Annotated in this window: 16 protein-coding genes; 13 read left to right on the plus strand and 3 right to left on the minus strand. The window is 69.2% G+C overall.

Going from position 1 to position 17,712, the window contains the following annotated elements; translation table 11 throughout:
- Nucleotides 1-153: 153 nt before the first annotated feature.
- Nucleotides 154-681: a DinB family protein gene (locus QMK34_RS20580; RefSeq protein ID WP_326415765.1), complete on the plus strand. Its 528-nt coding sequence runs from the start codon at nt 154-156 to the stop codon at nt 679-681.
- Here the strand turns inward: QMK34_RS20580 and QMK34_RS20585 are convergent.
- Together QMK34_RS20585 and QMK34_RS20590 are read right to left on the minus strand one after the other, a co-directional pair.
- The gene (locus QMK34_RS20585; RefSeq protein ID WP_326415797.1) at nt 668-1,456 is read right to left on the minus strand and encodes a DUF1295 domain-containing protein; all 789 of its coding nucleotides are present in this window, start codon (nt 1,454-1,456) and stop codon (nt 668-670) included. The two genes, QMK34_RS20580 and QMK34_RS20585, sit on opposite strands and share 14 nt — an antisense overlap.
- Entirely contained in the window at nt 1,456-2,766 is a 1,311-nt protein-coding gene (locus QMK34_RS20590; protein WP_326415767.1) for a cyclopropane-fatty-acyl-phospholipid synthase family protein, read from the minus strand. The genes QMK34_RS20585 and QMK34_RS20590 overlap by 1 nt, the downstream gene beginning before the upstream one ends.
- A 95-nt stretch (nt 2,767-2,861) precedes the next feature.
- Here QMK34_RS20590 and QMK34_RS20595 point away from each other — a divergent pair, with 95 nt between their 5' ends.
- The 11 genes from QMK34_RS20595 (at nt 2,862) to QMK34_RS20645 (ending at nt 12,194) form a co-directional block, all read left to right on the plus strand.
- Entirely contained in the window at nt 2,862-4,130 is a 1,269-nt protein-coding gene (locus QMK34_RS20595) for an NAD(P)/FAD-dependent oxidoreductase (RefSeq protein ID WP_326415798.1), read from the plus strand.
- Nucleotides 4,124-4,858, plus strand: coding sequence for a DUF1365 domain-containing protein (locus QMK34_RS20600; protein WP_326415799.1), 735 nt, complete (start codon nt 4,124-4,126; stop codon nt 4,856-4,858). Before QMK34_RS20595 ends, QMK34_RS20600 begins: the two co-directional genes overlap by 7 nt.
- Nucleotides 4,851-5,459, plus strand: coding sequence for an ECF RNA polymerase sigma factor SigK (sigK, locus tag QMK34_RS20605; RefSeq protein ID WP_326415768.1), 609 nt, complete (start codon nt 4,851-4,853; stop codon nt 5,457-5,459). The genes QMK34_RS20600 and sigK overlap by 8 nt, the downstream gene beginning before the upstream one ends.
- Nucleotides 5,456-6,232, plus strand: coding sequence for an anti-sigma factor (locus QMK34_RS20610; protein ID WP_326415769.1), 777 nt, complete (start codon nt 5,456-5,458; stop codon nt 6,230-6,232). The genes sigK and QMK34_RS20610 overlap by 4 nt, the downstream gene beginning before the upstream one ends.
- Nucleotides 6,233-6,509: 277 nt before the next feature.
- Nucleotides 6,510-7,817, plus strand: a complete 1,308-nt coding sequence (gene ftsZ / locus QMK34_RS20615; protein ID WP_326415770.1) for a cell division protein FtsZ — start codon at nt 6,510-6,512, stop codon at nt 7,815-7,817.
- Between the two features lie 84 nt (nt 7,818-7,901).
- Nucleotides 7,902-8,609, plus strand: a complete 708-nt coding sequence (pgeF, locus tag QMK34_RS20620; RefSeq protein ID WP_326415771.1) for a peptidoglycan editing factor PgeF — start codon at nt 7,902-7,904, stop codon at nt 8,607-8,609.
- Nucleotides 8,606-9,331, plus strand: coding sequence for a YggS family pyridoxal phosphate-dependent enzyme (locus QMK34_RS20625; protein ID WP_326415772.1), 726 nt, complete (start codon nt 8,606-8,608; stop codon nt 9,329-9,331). The genes pgeF and QMK34_RS20625 overlap by 4 nt, the downstream gene beginning before the upstream one ends.
- A gap of 116 nt (nt 9,332-9,447) precedes the next feature.
- A complete protein-coding gene (locus QMK34_RS20630) occupies nt 9,448-10,038 on the plus strand; it encodes a cell division protein SepF (RefSeq protein ID WP_326415773.1) in 591 nt (196 codons plus the stop codon).
- Between the two features lie 118 nt (nt 10,039-10,156).
- On the plus strand, nt 10,157-10,432 hold the full coding sequence (locus QMK34_RS20635) for a YggT family protein (RefSeq protein ID WP_326415800.1): 276 nt from the start codon (nt 10,157-10,159) through the stop codon (nt 10,430-10,432).
- Nucleotides 10,433-10,483: 51 nt separating this feature from the next.
- Nucleotides 10,484-11,356 carry a DivIVA-like cell division protein Wag31 gene (gene wag31, locus QMK34_RS20640; RefSeq protein ID WP_326415774.1) on the plus strand — a complete coding sequence of 291 codons (873 nt, stop codon included), beginning with the start codon at nt 10,484-10,486 and terminating at the stop codon, nt 11,354-11,356.
- Nucleotides 11,357-11,489: 133 nt separating this feature from the next.
- On the plus strand, nt 11,490-12,194 hold the full coding sequence (locus QMK34_RS20645) for a hypothetical protein (protein WP_326415775.1): 705 nt from the start codon (nt 11,490-11,492) through the stop codon (nt 12,192-12,194).
- A 146-nt stretch (nt 12,195-12,340) separates the two neighbouring features.
- On the opposite strand, the gene QMK34_RS20650 is transcribed toward QMK34_RS20645, so the two are convergent.
- A complete protein-coding gene (locus tag QMK34_RS20650) occupies nt 12,341-14,176 on the minus strand; it encodes an FUSC family protein (RefSeq protein WP_326415776.1) in 1,836 nt (611 codons plus the stop codon).
- A 313-nt stretch (nt 14,177-14,489) separates the two neighbouring features.
- Between QMK34_RS20650 and ileS the strand changes: the two genes are divergently transcribed.
- Nucleotides 14,490-17,651: an isoleucine--tRNA ligase gene (gene ileS / locus QMK34_RS20655; protein ID WP_326415777.1), complete on the plus strand. Its 3,162-nt coding sequence runs from the start codon at nt 14,490-14,492 to the stop codon at nt 17,649-17,651.
- The last annotated feature ends 61 nt before the right edge of the window (nt 17,652-17,712 follow it).

A 17,712-nucleotide genomic window follows, 5' to 3' on the forward strand; every position in this document is an offset into this window, starting at 1 on the left:
AATGTGACAATTCCACGGTAGAAGGTCAGGGGAATTACCGGCAATTCATCGGACAAGTGAAAATAAAAACGCAAGCCGTCACCCTGCTGCTCCATCCGGGGTATCGGGGGAACTCGAATGCGAACTGTCGGTGGGGCCGGGCACACTGCCGAGATGGCCACTTCTGCTACGACCTCTGCCGCTCCCCAGCGCCCCGAAGCCCCGCTCACCGGGGACGAGCGCACCCAGCTGAACGGCTTCCTCGACTACCTGCGCGCCACCGTCGTGTGGAAGAGCTCAGGCCTGACCGACGAGCAGGCCAGCCGCTCGCTGGTGCCCAGCAAGCTGACCACGATAGCCGGGCTGGTCCAGCACCTGACCTACGTCGAGCAGTACTGGTTCTCCGTGGTGTTCGACGGCATCGAAGACCCGTGGAAGGAGGTCCTCAAGACCGACCCGGACGCCGAGTTCCGGGTGGCGGCGGACTCGTCGATCGAGCAGATCATCGCCGATTACCAGGCCGAGTGTCAGCGCAGCCGCGAGGTGGCGGCGAAGCGGGACCTCGCCGACGAGGTCCCGTTCCGGGACAAGGGCACCGTGAACCTGCGGTTCGTCCTGGCCCACCTGGTGGAGGAGACCGGCCGTCACGCCGGCCACCTCGACCTGCTCCGTGAGTTGATCGACGGCGTTACGGGGGAGTGACGCCCTTGCGCGGGGGCAGCGGGAAGAAGCCGCTCGTCCGCTCGACGTAGTAGGCGTAGCCCGGCCGCGACTTCCGCAAGCCCTTCTCCAGCATCGGTTTCCCGGTGCCGTTCGCCAGGGTGTAGGTCATCGCGATCGGGGAGAGGATCGTCGCCGCGCCCAGCCAGCTTGAACACGCCAGTAGGTAAAGCCCCCACCACACGCAGGCGTCACCGAAGTAGTTCGGATGCCGCGTGTAGCGCCAGAGACCGGTGTCGAGCACCTTGCCCTTGTTCTCCGGGTCGGCCTTGAACCGCCGCAGCTGGGCGTCGCCGATGGTCTCGAAGCCGAACCCGACCAGCCAGACGGCGATCCCGATCCACGCCGTGACGCCGAAGCCGTCCGAGTACTGCGCGAACTGGACGGGCAGCGAGACGAACCACAGGATCACGCCCTGCACGAGGTACACCGTGACGAAGATGCGCAGCCCCGGGTTCTCCCCGGCCCGCTCGACCATCTTCACGTAGCGCGGGTCCTCGGGCAGCTTGTGGTTGCGCAGGTGCAGGTGGACCGAAAGCCGCACGCCCCAGATCACCGTCAGCGCCGTGACGGTGAGGCGCAGGGGGAGCGAGCCGTCCGCGAGCGCGAACGACACCACGGCGACGATCGCGAAGCCGAGGCCCCAGAACGTGTCCACGGTGTCGTACCGCTTGCGCAGCCGGGCGATGCCGAACGTGACCACGATGGCCAGCAGCGTGACGCCCGCGGTGACGGCGAGCGTGGCACCGAGCCCGATCACGGCCACTGCCGGGTGTCGGGCATCCCGCTGATCCCGTTTTCGCCCGGCTTGACGGCGAGGATCTGGTCGACGCCCATCCGGTTCTCCTCGAACGCGAGCGCCCCGCCGACGAGGTAGAGCCGCCACACCCTGGCGCCCGCCTCCCCGATCAGCGCGACGACGTCGTCCCAGTTCTTCTCCAGCGTGTCCAGCCAGGCACGCACCGTGTAGACGTAGTGCTCGCGCATCGCGTGCACCTCGCGGATCTCGAATCCGGCCGACTCGACGTGGCCGAGCGTGCGGCTGATCGGGCGCATGGTCATGTCCGGGGCGATGTAGCGCTCGATGAACGCGCCGCCGCCGGGGGCGACCGCGCCGCGCGACATCTGCTGCAGCACCAGCCGTCCGGTCGGCTTCAGCATCCGGAACAGCGTCTTCGTGTACGTCGGGTAGTTGTCCTCGCCGACGTGCTCGCCCATCTCGATGGACGCGATGGCGTCGAACGGCTCGTCAGTCGTCCCGAGGTTCTTTTCCCCGCCGAGGGCGCAGGTGCGCAGCTCGCGGTAGTCCTGGCGGCGGACCTCGACGCGGTCCTCGAGGTCGTGCTGTGCCAGGCGGCCCCGGATGTGCTGGAGCTGCTCCGCCGAAAGGGTGACCCCGACGGCGGTGACGCCGTGGTGTTTGGCGGCGTGCACGAGCAGGGAGCCCCAGCCGCAGCCGACGTCGAGCAGCCGCATCCCCGGCTTCAGGTCCAGCTTGCGGCAGATCATCTCGAGCTTGTCCCACTGGGACTGGCCGACGTCGTAGCCCGCCTCGTCCGAGGTCCAGTAGCCGCTGGAGTAGGCCATCGACTCGTCGAGCAGCAGTTGGTAGAAGGCGTTGCTCAGGTCGTAATGGTGCGCGATGGCGGATTTGTCGCGCAGGAGGGTGTGCAGGCGGCCCGAAAGGCGCGCCTCCTCCTTCGGCGGCTTCGGCGGCAGCCCGAGCGCGCCGAGCTTGCCTGCCAGGCGCAGCGCCTCTGCCCAGTCCCGCGGGCCCATTTTGGCCACTTTCAGCTCACCCGAGCGGGTGAGTGACCAGATCCGCCGAAAGCCGTCCGCCAGGTCGCCCTCGACGTCCAGGTCCCCGGACACGTAAGCGCGCGCGAGCCCCAGCTCGCCCGGCGAGTACAGCAGCCAGCGCAGCGCGCGGCGGTTTTTCAGCACGACTGTGGGCGCGTCCTGCGGCCCGACACGTGCTCCGTCCCAGGTCCGGAGGCCGACGGGGAGCGGCCCGCCCAGTAGCCGCTCGGCGAAGGAGGCTAGGCGATTCACGGTGCTGTTCGGCATATTCGGGTCTTCGCTCCTGAGCTCGAGTGGGATTGGTGTCTGTGCGCCGGATCACCCCATCCAATCCGAAGGCCCACCTGCACCGAAACACTTTTGTGCAGACCACCGGAAGACGCATCGGCGTGATCGGCAGCGGGGTGGCGGGACTGACCGCTGCCTACCTGCTGCAACGACGTTACGAGGTACTGCTGTTCGAGGCGGACGACCGGCTCGGCGGCCACGCCCACACCCACGACGTGCCGAGCGCCCACGGCGGCACCATCGGGGTCGACTCGGGCTTCATCGTGCACAACGAGCGCACCTACCCGAACCTGCTGCGGCTGTTCGGCGAGCTCGGCGTGCGCACCCAGGACACCGAGATGTCGATGAGCATCCGGTGCGACGGCTGCGGTCTGCAGTACGCCGGCGCGAAGGGTCTCAAGGGCGTCTTCGCCCAGCCGCGCAACCTCGCGCGCGGCCGCTACCTGCGGATGCTCGCCGAGGTCAAGCGCTTCCACGTGCACGCCAAGCGCGTCCTCGAGTCGCCCGACGCCGGTGACGTGACGATCGGCGCGTTCCTCGCCATCGGCGGGTACACGCGCTACTTCGTCGACCACTTCATGCTGCCGGTGGTCTCGACGGTGTGGTCCGCCGACCGGTCGGACACGCTGCGCTATCCCGCGCGCTACCTGTTCGAGTTCCTCAGCAACCACGGCATGCTCTCGATCGGGGACTCCCCGAGCTGGCGCACCGTGGTCGGCGGCTCGCGCGAGTACGTCCAGCGCGCCGCCAAGCAGCTCACCGCCGTCCACCTCTCGACGCCGGTCCGCTCGATCAGCCGGGTCGACGGCGGGATCGTGCTGCGCGACGACGCCGACACCAGCCACCAGGTCGACAAGGTGGTCGTGGCCACCCACGCCGACCACGCGCTGCGCCTGCTCGCGAACCCGACCGAGGCCGAGAGCGAGGTGCTCGCACCGTTCCGGTACTCCGCGAACGAGGCCTGGCTGCACACCGACACCTCGATCCTGCCCTCGGCCGAGTCCGCGCGGGCCGGCTGGAACTACAGCGCCGCGGAGTGCGGCGCGCACGGCGGCGCGGTCCAGATCAGTTACGACATGAACCGGTTGATGCGTCTCGACGAGCCGACCGGGTACGTCGTCACGCTGAACCCGGGCAATCCGCCCGCGGAGGCCGCGGTCGTCGCGAAGATGAACTACGAGCACCCCGTCTACACGCCGGAATCGGTGGCCGCGCAGCGCCGCCTCCACGAGCTCAACGACGGCACCGTCGCCTTCGCGGGCGCCTACCAGGGCTGGGGCTTCCACGAGGACGGCTGCGCCTCGGGCGTCCGTGCGGCGGAGAGCCTCGGGGTGTCCTGGTGACAGCCGCCCTCTACGACTCCACCGTGGCGCACGTGCGCCGGATCGACCCGCCGCACTCGTTCGCGCACCGGATGTACCTCTGGTTCATCGACGTCGACGAGCCGCCTCAGCTGCCGCGGTGGCTGCGCCCGTTCGCCCGTTTCGACGGCCGGGACCACTTCGCCTCGGGCGAGACCGGCACCATCCGGTCCAAACTGGACTCCTGGCTCGCCGGACAGGGCGTCGACCTGCACGGTGGCCAGGTGCTGATGCTGGCCAGCGCCCGGGTGCTGGGCTACGTGTTCAACCCGATCACCGTCTACTGGTGCCATCGCCTCGACGGTGAGCTCGAGTGTGTGGTCGCCGAGGTGCACAACACCTACCACGGCCGGCACGCCTACCTTCTCCGTCCGGACGCCGAGGGGCGCGCCCGTACGGAGAAGGAGTTTTACGTTTCGCCGTTCCAGACGATGGACGGTGAGTACCGGATGCACCTGCCGCGCCCGGAGGCCCTGCTCGCGGTCACCGTCGCGCTGCGTCAGGGCGGGCAGACGCCGCTCACGGCTACGCTGAGGGGGGTGCGCCGCCCGGCGAACAGGCGGTGGCTGCTCCGCATGATCCTGGCCAGGCCGCTGCTCCCGCAGCGTGTCTCGGTGCTGATCCGCAAGCACGGGATCGCGTTGTTCCTGCGCAAGGCGCCCGTCACCGCCCGCACGCCCCAGACCGTCGGAGGGCGGCTCAATGGATGAAACCGTCCGCAAGCGCAGAATGGCGCCGGTGCCCGACGGCCCCGTCCCCGAGGGTCCCACCGCGGAGGACCTTCTGGTCCGTGTGGCCAAGGGTGACGAGCGTGCTTTCGAGCTGCTCTACGAAAAACTCGCCGGGCCCATTCTCGGCCTCGTGCGCCGGATCGTGCGTGACGGCGCGCAGTCCGAAGAGGTCACGCAGGAGGTCATGGTGGAGCTCTGGCGCACCGCGACCCGGTTCGAGCCCGGGAAGGGGAGCGCGATGAACTGGACCATGACGCTCGCGCACCGCCGCGCGGTGGACCGCGTGCGGTCCGCGCGGGCCAGCACGGACAGGGAGCAGAAGGCCACCTTCGAAGCGGCGCGATCCCGCCCGTTCGACGAGGTGGCCGAAGCCGTTTCGGCCCGCTGGGAACGGTCACAGGTACGAAAGTGCCTCTCGAACCTCACCGAGTTGCAACGTGAGTCTGTGATGCTGGCCTATTACAAGGGTTACACGTACAGGGAGGTCGCCGAAGTGCTGGCGACGCCACAGGGGACGATCAAGACCCGGCTGCGGGATGGCCTCATCCGGCTCCGGGACTGTCTGGGGGTGACCGCATGACGACGCCGGAAATGCACACCTTGGCGGGCGCCTTCGCGCTCGACGCGGTGTCCGATTTGGAGCGGGCCCAGTTCCAGCGCCATCTCGAGCAGTGCGAGTCCTGTTCGGAGGAGGTGCGCGAGCTGCGCGCCACCGCCGCCAGGCTCGGCGCCGCGATGGCCGAGGAGCCCCCGCCCGCGCTCAAGCGGCGGGTGCTGGCCGAGATCCACAGCACCAGGCAGCTGAGCCCGCACGCCAGGGTGGAGCCGGAGGAGCGGTCCAAGCGCAGCGCCCGTGCGCCCCGCTGGGTGCTCGGGCTGGCCGCGGCGGCCGCGGTCGTCGGGCTGGCACTGGCCGGGATCTTCGGCGGGGTGGCCCTGCACACGCAGAGCCAGCTCAACGCCGCGCAGGACCAGGCTTCCCAGCAGCGCGAGCGGTACGCGCCCGTCTCGGAGCTGCTGGCCGCGCCGGACGTGCGGACCGGGCACGGCGAGTCTTCGCTCGGCGGCGGCGCGACGGTGGTCGCTTCCCGCTCGCTGAACAAGCTGATGTTCATGGGCGCGCAGCTGCCGCCGCACCCGCCTGGCCACACCTACCAGGCGTGGCTGATGAGCGCGAGCGGCCCGCCGCGGTCGGCCGGGCTGATCTCCGGCGGCGTCAACGACCCCGCGCTGCTGATCGCGGGCGGGCTCGACAACGCGAACCGGGTGGCGCTGAGCATCGAGCAGGCCGGTGGTTCGGCCACCGGAGCGCCGTCCGACGACGTGGTCATGGTGATGCCCGTCCCGGCGTGATTTCCGCGGTCCGAGCGGCCGTCCGGGATGATCTCCGGAGCCTTATAGCAGAGCCCCGCCCGGCTTCGGGCGGGGCTCTCGCTCTTGCACCCGCGAAGATGTTGTGGCAAAACACTTTTGCGACACGCGGCGTGGCAACTGGATTCAAGCCTGCCGGGTGCCTACCGTCCTGCTTCAACGTCGGTAGTTGACATAACTCTCAGTCTCAAGCTTAGGTCGAGGGTTTCGCCCCTTCCGACAGGCAACACGGGCACCAACGATCAGGAAGGCGGACCCGATGACGCCCCCGCACAACTACCTTGCGGTGATCAAGGTCGTCGGTATTGGCGGCGGCGGAGTGAACGCCGTCAACCGCATGATCGAGGTCGGCCTCAAAGGCGTCGAGTTCATCGCGGTGAACACCGACGCGCAAGCACTGCTCATGTCCGATGCCGACGTCAAACTCGACATCGGCCGCGAACTGACCCGCGGCCTGGGAGCCGGCGCCGCCCCCGAGGTGGGGCAGAAGGCGGCCGAGGACCACCGCGAAGAGATCGAAGAGGTCATCAAGGGCGCCGACATGGTGTTCGTGACCGCCGGCGAGGGTGGTGGCACCGGCACCGGCGGCGCCCCCGTGGTCGCGCAGATCGCCCGCAAGCTGGGCGCGCTCACCATCGGCGTGGTCACCCGGCCCTTCACCTTCGAGGGCAAGCGCCGCGGCAAGCAGGCCGAGGACGGCATCCAGGCGCTGCGCAACGAATGCGACACGCTCATCGTCATCCCCAACGACCGGCTGCTGCAGCTCGGCGACATCGGAGTGTCCTTGATGGACGCTTTCCGCTCCGCCGACGAGGTGTTGCTGTCCGGTGTCCAGGGCATCACCGACCTCATCACCACTCCCGGTCTCATCAACCTCGACTTCGCCGACGTGAAGAGTGTGATGTCGGGGGCGGGCAGTGCGTTGATGGGTATAGGGAGCGCACGCGGTGAAGGCAGGGCCATCCAGGCCGCCGAGAAGGCGATCAACTCGCCGCTTCTCGAGGCTTCCATGGATGGTGCGCATGGCGCACTGCTTTCGATCGCGGGTGGTTCGGATCTCGGCCTGTTCGAAATCAACGAAGCGGCGTCACTGGTGCAGGAGTCCGCGCACCCGGACGCGAACATCATTTTCGGCACGATCATCGACGACTCGCTCGGCGACGAGGTCCGGGTCACGGTGATCGCGGCGGGTTTTGACGCGGGCGCGCCTACTCACAAGAAGCTGGATCCGTCGACCTTCGGTTCGGGCTCGCGGAACTCCACGGCTTCCGCGCAGGCGGGCCAGCTCAACAACGGTCAGCAGCAGAACCCGCCGTCCGGCGCGACCCCGGTCCCGTCGACCGCGGGCTCGGGCTACCCGGTGGCTCCGCCGCGGACGCACTCCTCGATGGGCTCGACCGGCACCGGTTCCCTGTCGGGCGGGCTGCCGCAGGGCAGCTCGGCCGGCCGCGGCTACTCGCCGCTCGGCTCGAACTCGACGCAGGGGAGCCTCCCCAACCGCGCCCTGCCCGTGCACGACGACCCCGCCGACGACGAGGTCGACGTCCCGCCGTTCATGCGGCGCTGACACTCGATACGATTGCCCCTGAAGGCCACCATGACGGCGTTAGAGTCCGGCATGGTGGCCTTCAGGGAATTCGGGAGGTAGCGAGTGCGTGTTCGCCGGGTGGTCACGACCAGAGCGGGCGGTGGGTCCCGTCCGCCCTACGACACCTTCAACCTCGGCGATCACGTCGGGGACGACGAAGGCGACGTCTTCGCCAACCGCAAGCGCCTCGCCACCGAGCTCGGCCTGACCGAGCAGAACCTCGCGTGGATGGAACAGGTCCACGGCCGGACCGCGACGATCGTCGACGGCTCCGAGACCACGGCCGCCGAGGCCACTGACGCGCTCGTGACGAACAAGCCCGGTGTCGCGCTCGTGGTGCTCGTCGCCGATTGCGTGCCCCTCCTGCTGGCCGACGCCGAAGCCGGTGTCGTCGCCGCGGTGCACGCGGGCCGTGTCGGCGCCAGGATCGGCGTCGTCCCCGCCGCGCTGGCGGCCATGCGCTCGCTCGGCGCCGAACCCCGCCGCACCGAGGCGCTGCTCGGCCCGGCCATCTGCGGCGACTGCTACGAGGTCCCCGCCGCGATGGCCGCCGATGTCGACAAGCACGTCCCCGGCAGCGCGTGCAAGACCCGCAAGGGCACCCCTGGCCTCGACCTGCGCGCCGGGCTCTGGCGTCAGCTCGCCGACCACGGCGTCGGGAAGATCGGCCTCGACCCGCGCTGCACGAACGAGGAAAAGACCCTGTTCAGCTATCGCCGTGACGGCACCACCGGCAGGCTCGCCGCGATCACCTGGGTGGATCCCGCGTGACTCGGCGTGACGAGCTGGCCGAAGCGCTCGCGGCTGTGGAAGATCGCGTCGCCCGAGCTTGCGCGGCGGCCGGCCGTCCTCGCGAGGCCGTTCGGTTACTCGCGGTCACCAAGACCTTTCCCGCTTCGGACGCGGCGCTGCTGGCCGATCTCGGCGTCCGCGACGTCGCCGAGAACCGTGATCAGGAGGCGGGGGAGAAGGCCGCCGAGGTCGCCTCGCTACGGCCGGACTCGGGCCTGCGCTGGCACATGGTCGGCAGGCTCCAGCGCAACAAGGCCCGTTCGGTGGTGCGGTGGGCGGACGAGGTCCAGTCCGTGGATTCCGAGCGTCTCGCCGGCGCGCTCGCCAAAGCCGTCCGGGCGGCTCGTGACGCGGGGGAACGCGAAAGCGCCCTGGACGTCCTTATCCAGGTGAGCCTCGACGACGATCCCGAGCGCGGCGGCTGCCCGCTGAACGAGTTGGGCCGTTTGGCCGAACGTATCACCCGCGAGGGTGATTTGTCCCTTCGTGGTCTGATGGCTGTCGCGCCGCTGGGCGGGGACCCCGCCGAGGCCTTCGAGCGACTAGCCCGTGCGGGTGACTCCCTCCGGGTAGATCACCCTAATGCTGGTGAAGTATCCGCCGGAATGAGCAATGATCTCGAGCAGGCCATCACGCACGGCTCAACCTGTGTGCGTGTCGGAACCGCGTTGCTCGGTGGGCGCGGTTTAGCCTCGCCGTAGGGAGTCCGCCCGCCGGTGACGTTTAGTAACCGCGCGGCTGGGTAGCACTGTCGCGGCCGGAGAGCACGCACCGGTCCGGCAAGCACTGTGCTGGAGCAGCAAGGCTAGGGAGAGGCATGAGCGCGCTACAGAAGCTGAAGGCCTACTTCGGGATGGTGCCCGCTGACGAAGACGGCTATGAGGTCGAAGACGACTACCGGCGGGGTTACGCGGACGACTACGAGTACGACGAGCCTCCGGCCCGGTCGCGCTCACGGTACCGCGACCCCGAAGACACGTACGACGAGCCTCCGGCACGCACCCGTGCCCGGACGCCTGCGCCGGTCGAACCGGCCGTCCGCGGCTCACTCGCGGTGGACCGCCAGCCCGAGCCCGTCGCCAGGTTGCGGCCGGTTCCCGAGCAGCCGAGGCCCGTCGTGCGCGACCCGCTGAGCCGGATCACCACCCTGCACCCGACGAGCTACGCCGAGGCGCGCGCGATCGGTGAGCACTACCGCGAGGGCATCCCGGTGATCATGAACCTGACCGAGATGGAGAACGCGGACGCCCAGCGTCTCGTGGACTTCGCGGCCGGGCTGGCGTTCGCGCTGCGCGGGTCGATGGACAAGGTCACCAACAAGGTGTTCCTTCTCTCACCGCCCGATGTCGACGTGACCGCCGAGGATCGCCGCCGCATCGCCGAGGGCGGCTTGTTCCTCCGGAGTTGATCCGGACGAATACCGCCTGGCGCAAGCGGACGTGACTTTGTCGACTCGCCGGGGGGCGAAACACCGTCCAGCTGCGTGTTCCACGCCGTGACATGGCAGAGTGGCGGACGTGGAAGCTGTGTTGCTTGTCGTCTGGTACGTGCTGCTGGTGTTCTGGCTTTTGCTCACTGCGCGTATCGTGATCGAGCTCGTGCGTGCCTTCGCGCGCGAGTGGCGTCCCGCCGGCGGGGTTGCGGTAACGCTCGAGACCATCTACACAGTGACCGACCCGCCGGTTCGTCTGGTCAGGCGAATCATCCCGATGGTTCGGATCGGCGGCGTCGGACTGGACTTATCGATTATGGTTCTGCTGTTGGTTGTGTTCATCCTGATGCAACTTGCATCGCCCAGGTGATCGGGGAAACCTGGGTGGTCCTGCAGGCCATGGAGTGCGTGAGGTGATCTGATGTCGTTGACCCCCGCTGACGTGCATAACGTCGCGTTCAGCAAGCCGCCCATTGGCAAAAGGGGCTACAACGAGGACGAGGTGGACGCGTTCCTCGACCTGGTGGAGACCGAGCTTGCCCGGTTGATCGAGGACAACAACGAGCTGCGGCAGCAGGTGGAACAGCTCGACAACGAGCTGGAATCCACCCGCGGCGAGCTGGAGTCGGCGAAGGTGAGCGCGTCGAGCGCTCCGCCACCCCAGGTACGGGACGAGCCGTCCCGTCGCCTGGCGCCGGTGCCACCACCCGCCTCGGCCCTTGAGCAAACCCAGTCCCACTCCATGGTCGGAGGGGACAGCGGCGAGCCGAATGTCCAGGCCGCCAAGGTGCTGGGCCTGGCACAGGAGATGGCCGACCGGCTCACCGCCGAGGCCAAGACCGAATCGGACGGGATGCTCGCCGAGGCGCGCACCAAGTCGGAGCAGTTGCTCTCCGACGCCCGGTCGAAGTCGGATTCGATGGTCAACGAGGCGCGCACGCGTGCCGAGACCATGCTGAACGACGCGCGGACCCGTGCGGAGACCTTGGAGCGCCAGGCGCGCGACAAGGCCACCACCATGGAACGCGAGTCCCAGCGCAAGTACACGGAAACGATGAACAACCTGAACGCCGAGAAGGGCGCTCTTGGCAAGAAGATCGAAGAGCTGCGCACCATCGAGCGGGAGTACCGCACGAGGTTGCGCGGGTTCCTCGAGTCTCAGCTGCGTGAGCTCGACGACCGTGGTTCGGCAGCACCGGCTTCGGCGTCCGCGTCGAACTCCGGTCAGTCGTCCTCGACCGGCGGCTCGGGTGGTCAGGGCTACTCGTTCGGTCCCCGGGCCGAAGCGGGCTGAGCCCGCCTGACGTGAACTCGCGCGGGCCCCAAACCGGCACGCACGGGTGATTAATTACGGATAGAAACGGTTCCGGCACTCCCTGTGGGAGGGTCGGGACCGTTTTCCGTTGCGGTTCGTGTTGTAATTCACCGTGCTCTACATCGTCCTAGTACTGGTGCTGGCTGCCCTGGGGCTGCTGGTGACAGCGCTCATCACCGCGTCCTCGCTGTGGGCCTGGATCTCCATCGGCCTGTCCGTGCTCGCCGGGGTCCTGCTCGTCGTCGACTGGCTGCGCCGCCGTTCCCGGCGCGCGGCCGAAGCGGCTGAGCCCATTGAAGTCGAACCCGAAGTCGAACCCGAAGTCGAACCCGGAGTCGAACCCGAAGCCGGGGAAGAACCCGAGGAGCCCGAGCTCGCGGAGACCGGTTCGGCGGCGGAGGAGGAGCAGACCGTGCTCTTGCCCGCGGCCGGTGAGCTGGCCGCGCCTGCGGAAGAGCCCGAAGTGGCCGCCGTGCCCGTCGCCGAGGGCGAGGCTGACAACGAAGCCGAACCCGCCGAAGAGACGCCCGCCGCGGCGAAGCTCGCTTCGGGTGAGGGCGATCCCGGCGAGGAACAGACCGACGCGGCGGACCTCCTGATCGTCTCGGAGCTCGACACCGAGGTCGTGGTGGTCGACGAGTTCCCGCGCTACCACCTCACCGACTGCGGCTGGCTGGGCGACCGGGACACCATCCCCATCGCGGTCGGCGAGGCTCGCCAGCTCGGCTTCACCCCGTGCTCGCGCTGCGGCCCGGACGCCAAGCTCGCCGCGAAGCACCGCAAGAGCAAGTCGAAGTCGAAGGCCGACACGCCCTAGCCGAGGTCGATCCCGTCGGCAGGGTTCGCGGTTCCACGGGAACCGTATAACGGCCTATACGGCCCCGGATCGTGCCACGATCCGGACGGGGCGGGCTGTGACTGTCCTCAAAGGACAGTTTTGCGGCGACTGAAATCCGGGTGCGGTCAGCGCAGGGTGCGGGCCGCTTCCTGGACCGCCACCACGTCCGCGGCCATCGTGTCGAGCAGGAGCCGTTGTTCTTCGTCGGCGGTTTCGGGCGGCGAGGTGAGCATCCCGTCGTCGTCGAGGCCGTCGTCCTCGTACAGTTCGCGGGCGACCTCCTCGACGGCTTCCGCCAGTGCCGCGCCGCTCTCCCGGCGCAGCAACAACGACGACGCGGTCACCGAAAGCCCACGCAGGGCCTCCACCGCGCGGTCGAGTGCCTCACGTTGTTCGGGGGTCGGGTCCTGGGTGCCCGGCTCGGCCGCCAGCAGGCCTTGCTGGGCCCGCGCGGACGTGCGGAACCGCCTGCCCAGTTCGCGCCGGTCGCTCGCGCCGCGCAGGGCCGACGTGACCTCGACGAGCAGGTCGCGGACCGCGTCCACCGCCGTGCCAAAGCGCTCCGGCACCCCCGGCTTGCGGACGCCCGGCACGGCCGCGAAGCCGAACAGGAGCCCGATCACCGCGGCGAGCAGCATCAGCAGGAGGTACTCGACCAGGACGTGGCGCGGGTCGAGGTGCTTCGTCGTCGCGTTCATGCCGACGCTCAACAGCACCATGCAACCGTTGAACACCATCGGTTTCGACTGCATCACCGAGAAGCCGCCGAGCAGCGCGACCAGGCCGATCGGCAGCAGCGCTCCCTGCGGCAGCAGCCAGATCACCAGTGCCAGCACCACCGCGCCGCCGAACGAGCCCGCGAGGCGCTGCCAGGCCTTGCTCAGCGTGTCGTGCCATTCCGGCTGCATGATCGCGAACGTGGTCATCAGGAATGACACGGTGAGCGGGTCGCCCGGCCGGAGCCCGGCCACCACGAGCGCGAGCGCCATGCCCAGCGCGCAGCGGATCGCGTGCCGCAACTGGGTGGAGCGCCAGGAGAACAGGCCTTCGAGGTCGACCCGGAGCAGCTCGCGGCCGAGCTTCGGCGGCAGCGCCACCCTGGTGCGGTCGCGGTTCGTCACGGCGTCCCGGATGCCTTCGAGCGCGTCCCACAAGCCGGTCACCAGCCGCCCTGTCGCGCCGGGCAGGGAGCCGGGTTCCGCGCGGCGCACCGGTTCGAGCTCCGACGGCGCTTCGTGCGCCCGGATGGCATCGGCGAGCCGGGTGGCCTCTTCCGCGGCCGAGCCGAGCAGTTCGCCGACCGCTGCCGCGTCCTCGCCGGACAGCTGGCGGCGGCGCGCGTCGAGCATCCCGGTGGCCGCCCGGTAACGCAGCGTTCCGCCGAGCACGCGGCCGGTCCAGCGGCGCGGCCGATCCGCCAGCCACAGCCGTCCCGCGCTCTCCTGCGCGTCGGGCTTCGCGGAGTCCAAGGCGTCGGCGAGCGCTTCGCGCGTCTGCTTGCCGGGGTCCTTGGCGCCCATCAGGAGCCGCAGGAGGACCACCACGACCACGGCCATCGCCGGTGCGCCCAGGATCTGGCCCGCCGAGGCGCTGCCGGTCAACTGGAAGCCGTACCCGAAGACCGAGGCCATGCCCAGCCCGAGGCCGACGGTGACGTAGCGCGAACCCAGCGCGGGCAGCAGGCCCGCGAGGAACACGATCACCACCAGCAGCGCGATCGCGGCCCAGCGCGACACCGCGCCCAGCAGCCTCGGGACGCCGACGGCCAGCACCAGCGCCGGGCCGAACCCGGCCAGCAGCCGCAGATCGGAGCGCAGCGGCCCGCCGACGGCCGCGATGAGACAGAACAGGGCCGTCAGCGCGGCGAGCACCGACGCGTTGCCCAGCCCGGCGGCGAAACCGAGCCCGGCCGTGCCGCCGAGGACGACCAGGACGACGACGAGGAGGCCGGGCCCTTTCACCGGGCATCGTTGATCGACATGCCGGTCAATGTAAATGTTGTTTGCCCCACCAGCTAATCTGGGTGTAGTCAGGCAGTGATCCGGCCATCACCGGGGAGCTTCCGGAAGAACAGGGCGCGAGCCCCCAGTAGAGCCGGACGGGTGCGGCCCGTAACAGCCGTCGAACGAGTGGCCCGTGCAAGCGGGCAAGCGGGGTGGTACCGCGGAACGGGCTGGAAACGCCCCGTCTCGTCCCCGTGTGGGTGATCGGCGAGCGCCGGTGGCCTGTACGAGAGACGAACCGTAGTACCCAAGCGGAGGAGCAGGCCCCGAGATGTACCCGAAAGCGCAACTGGACGAGGGCACGGGCGTCCCGTCCCAGCCGTCCTTCCCGGAGCTGGAAAAGCAGGTCCTCGCGTACTGGGAGGCCGACCGCACGTTCCAGGCCAGCATCGACGCCCGCGAAGCCGGGCACAACGGCTCGAACGAGTACGTCTTCTACGACGGCCCGCCGTTCGCCAACGGCCTGCCGCACTACGGCCACCTGCTGACCGGGTACGTCAAGGACATCGTGCCGCGCTACCAGACGATGAAGGGCAAGCGCGTCGAGCGCCGCTTCGGCTGGGACACCCACGGCCTGCCCGCCGAGCTGGAGGCCATGCGCCAGCTGGGGATCACGGAAAAAGCCGAGATCGACGCGATGGGCATCGACAAGTTCAACGACGCCTGCCGCGAGTCCGTCCTGCGCTACACCGGGGAGTGGCAGGAGTACGTCACCCGCCAGGCGCGCTGGGTCGACTTCGACAACGACTACAAGACCCTCGATGTCACGTACATGGAGTCGGTGCTCTGGGCGTTCAAGCAGTTGTGGGACAAGGGTTTGGTGTACGAGGGCTACCGCGTCCTGCCGTATTGCTGGCGTGACGAGACCCCGCTGTCCAACCACGAGCTGCGGATGGACGACGACGTCTACGCCAGCCGCCAGGACCCGGCCGTCACCGTCGGTTTCCGGATGGAGGGCAACGGGAACGACCTGGACGGCACCTACCTGCTGATCTGGACCACGACCCCATGGACGCTGCCGTCCAACCTCGCCACCGCGGTCCGTGAGGACATCGACTACGTGGTCGTCGAGTCGGACGGCAAGCGGTTCCTGCTCGCCGAATCCCGGGTCGCGTCGTATGCCCGCGAGCTCGGCGAAGAGCCGCCGGTCATCGGCCGCTACACCGGCGCCGAGCTGCTCGGAACCCGTTACGTGCCACCGTTCCCGTACTTCGTCGGTACCGAGAACGCGCATCGCGTGCTGTCCGCGGACTACGTGACCACCGAGGACGGCACGGGTGTCGTGCACATCGCCCCGGCCTACGGTGAAGAGGACAAGGTCGTCACCGACGCGCACGGCATCGCGGCTGTCACGCCGGTCGACGCGCAGGGCAAGTTCGACTCCACCGTGCCGGACTACCAGGGCCAGCAGGTGTTCGACGCCAACCCGAACATCATCAAGGACCTCAAGAACGGCACCGGCCCGGTCGCGAGCCAGGGCGCGGTGCTGCTGCGCCACGAGACCTACGAGCACCCGTACCCGCACTGCTGGCGCTGCCGCAACCCGCTGATCTACCGCGCGGTGTCGTCGTGGTTCGTCGCGGTGACGGAGTTCAAGGACCGGATGGTCGAGCTGAACCAGCAGATCACCTGGTACCCGGAGAACGTCAAGGACGGCCAGTTCGGCAAGTGGCTGGAGAACGCCCGCGACTGGTCGATCTCCCGCAACCGGTACTTCGGCACGCCGATCCCGGTGTGGCAGTCCGACAACCCGGCGTACCCGCGCACCGACGTGTACGGCTCGCTCGACGACCTCGAGCGCGATTTCGGCGTCCGGCTGGACAACCTGCACCGGCCCTACATCGACGAGCTGACCCGGCCCAACCCGGACGACCCGACCGGCAAGTCGACCATGCGCCGCATCGAGGACGTGTTCGACGTCTGGTTCGATTCCGGGTCGATGCCGTACGCCCAGGTGCACTACCCGTTCGAGAACACGGACTGGTTCGAGCACCACTACCCGGGCGACTTCGTCGTCGAGTACATCGGGCAGACGCGCGGCTGGTTCTACCTGCTGCACGTGCTGGCCACGGCGTTGTTCGACCGCCCGGCGTTCCGGACCGTCGTGTCGCACGGCATCGTTCTCGGCTCGGACGGGCAGAAGATGTCCAAGTCGCTGCGCAACTTCCCGGACGTCAACGAGGTGTTCGACCGCGACGGCTCGGACGCGATGCGCTGGTACCTGATGTCGAGTTCGATCCTGCGCGGCGGGAACCTGGTCGTCACCGACCGGGGCATCCGCGACGCCGTGCGCCAGGCCGTGCTGCCGCTGTGGAACTCGTACTACTTCCTGGCGCTGTACGCCAACGCCGAGGGCGTCGAGGGACACTGGCGGACGGACTCGCCCAACGTGCTCGACCGGTACGTCCTGGCGAAGACGCACGAGCTGGTGACCGACGTCGAGCACGCGCTCGACACGTACGACGTGTCCGGCGCCTGCGCGACCGTGCGGGAGTTCCTGGAGGTCCTCACGAACTGGTACGTGCGCCGCTCGCGCGACCGGTTCTGGGCGGGCGGGCAGGACGCGATCGACACGTTGCGCACCGTGCTGGTGGTGACTTCGCAGGTGGTGGCGCCACTGCTGCCGCTGACCGCGGAAGCCGTCTGGCGCGGGCTGACCGGCGGCCGGTCGGTGCACCTGACCGACTGGCCTAACGCGCTCGACCTGCCCGCCGACGCGGCGCTGGTGACCGCGATGGACCGCGTGCGGCAGGTGGCGTCTTCGGCGCTTTCGCTGCGCAAGGCGAACAAGCTGCGGGTGCGGCTGCCGCTGGCACGGCTGCTCGTCGCGTCCCCGGACGCCGAGCTGCTGGCCGACTTCGGGGACATCCTGCGTGACGAGGTGAACGTCAAGTCGGTCGAGCTGACCACCGACGTCGCCGCGCACGGCGGGTTCGAGGTCGTCGTCAACGCCCGTGCCGCCGGTCCCCGGATCGGCAAGGACGTGCAGAAGGTGATCAAGGCCGTCAAGGCGGGGGACTGGACGACGTCGCCGTCGGGCGCGGTGCTGGCCGCCGGGATCGAGCTGGCCGAGGGCGAGTACGAGCGGCGCCTGGTCGCGAAGGACCCCGGCGCGGCGGCCGAGCTGCCCGGCGGGTCCGGCCTGGTCCTGCTCGACACCGAGGTCAGCGCGGAGCTGGCCGCCGAAGGCCTCGCCCGCGACCTGGTCCGCGTCGTCCAGCAGGCCCGTCGCGACGCCAGTCTCGACGTCGCCGACCGGATCGCGTTGACGATCTCCGCGCCCGGCGACGTCGTCGTGGCGGCCCGCACGCACGAGCAGTTCATCGCCGCGGAGACGCTGGCGACGTCGGTGGGCTACGGCGAGGTCGCCGAGGGCTCCACCGGGACGGTCGGCGACGGCACGAAGGTGACGGTCCTGGTCACGAAGGCGTAGCCACTCCTGTTGGCAGTGTCATGAAAGGGTCTTTCCGGGCAATTTTTGTCCTGAAAGACCC

It is taken from the genome of Amycolatopsis sp. H20-H5 (assembly GCF_035828755.1).
Taxonomy (GTDB): domain Bacteria; phylum Actinomycetota; class Actinomycetes; order Mycobacteriales; family Pseudonocardiaceae; genus Amycolatopsis.

Coding starts and splice junctions, on each gene's coding strand:
- QMK34_RS20580 (WP_326415765.1), top strand. CDS start 154: ATGGCCACTTCTGCTACGACCTCTGCCGCTCCCCAGCGCCCCGAAGCC.
- QMK34_RS20590 (WP_326415767.1), bottom strand. CDS start 2,766: ATGCCGAACAGCACCGTGAATCGCCTAGCCTCCTTCGCCGAGCGGCTA.
- sigK (WP_326415768.1), top strand. CDS start 4,851: ATGGATGAAACCGTCCGCAAGCGCAGAATGGCGCCGGTGCCCGACGGC.
- QMK34_RS20610 (WP_326415769.1), top strand. CDS start 5,456: ATGACGACGCCGGAAATGCACACCTTGGCGGGCGCCTTCGCGCTCGAC.
- ftsZ (WP_326415770.1), top strand. CDS start 6,510: ATGACGCCCCCGCACAACTACCTTGCGGTGATCAAGGTCGTCGGTATT.
- QMK34_RS20630 (WP_326415773.1), top strand. CDS start 9,448: ATGAGCGCGCTACAGAAGCTGAAGGCCTACTTCGGGATGGTGCCCGCT.
- wag31 (WP_326415774.1), top strand. CDS start 10,484: ATGTCGTTGACCCCCGCTGACGTGCATAACGTCGCGTTCAGCAAGCCG.
- ileS (WP_326415777.1), top strand. CDS start 14,490: ATGTACCCGAAAGCGCAACTGGACGAGGGCACGGGCGTCCCGTCCCAG.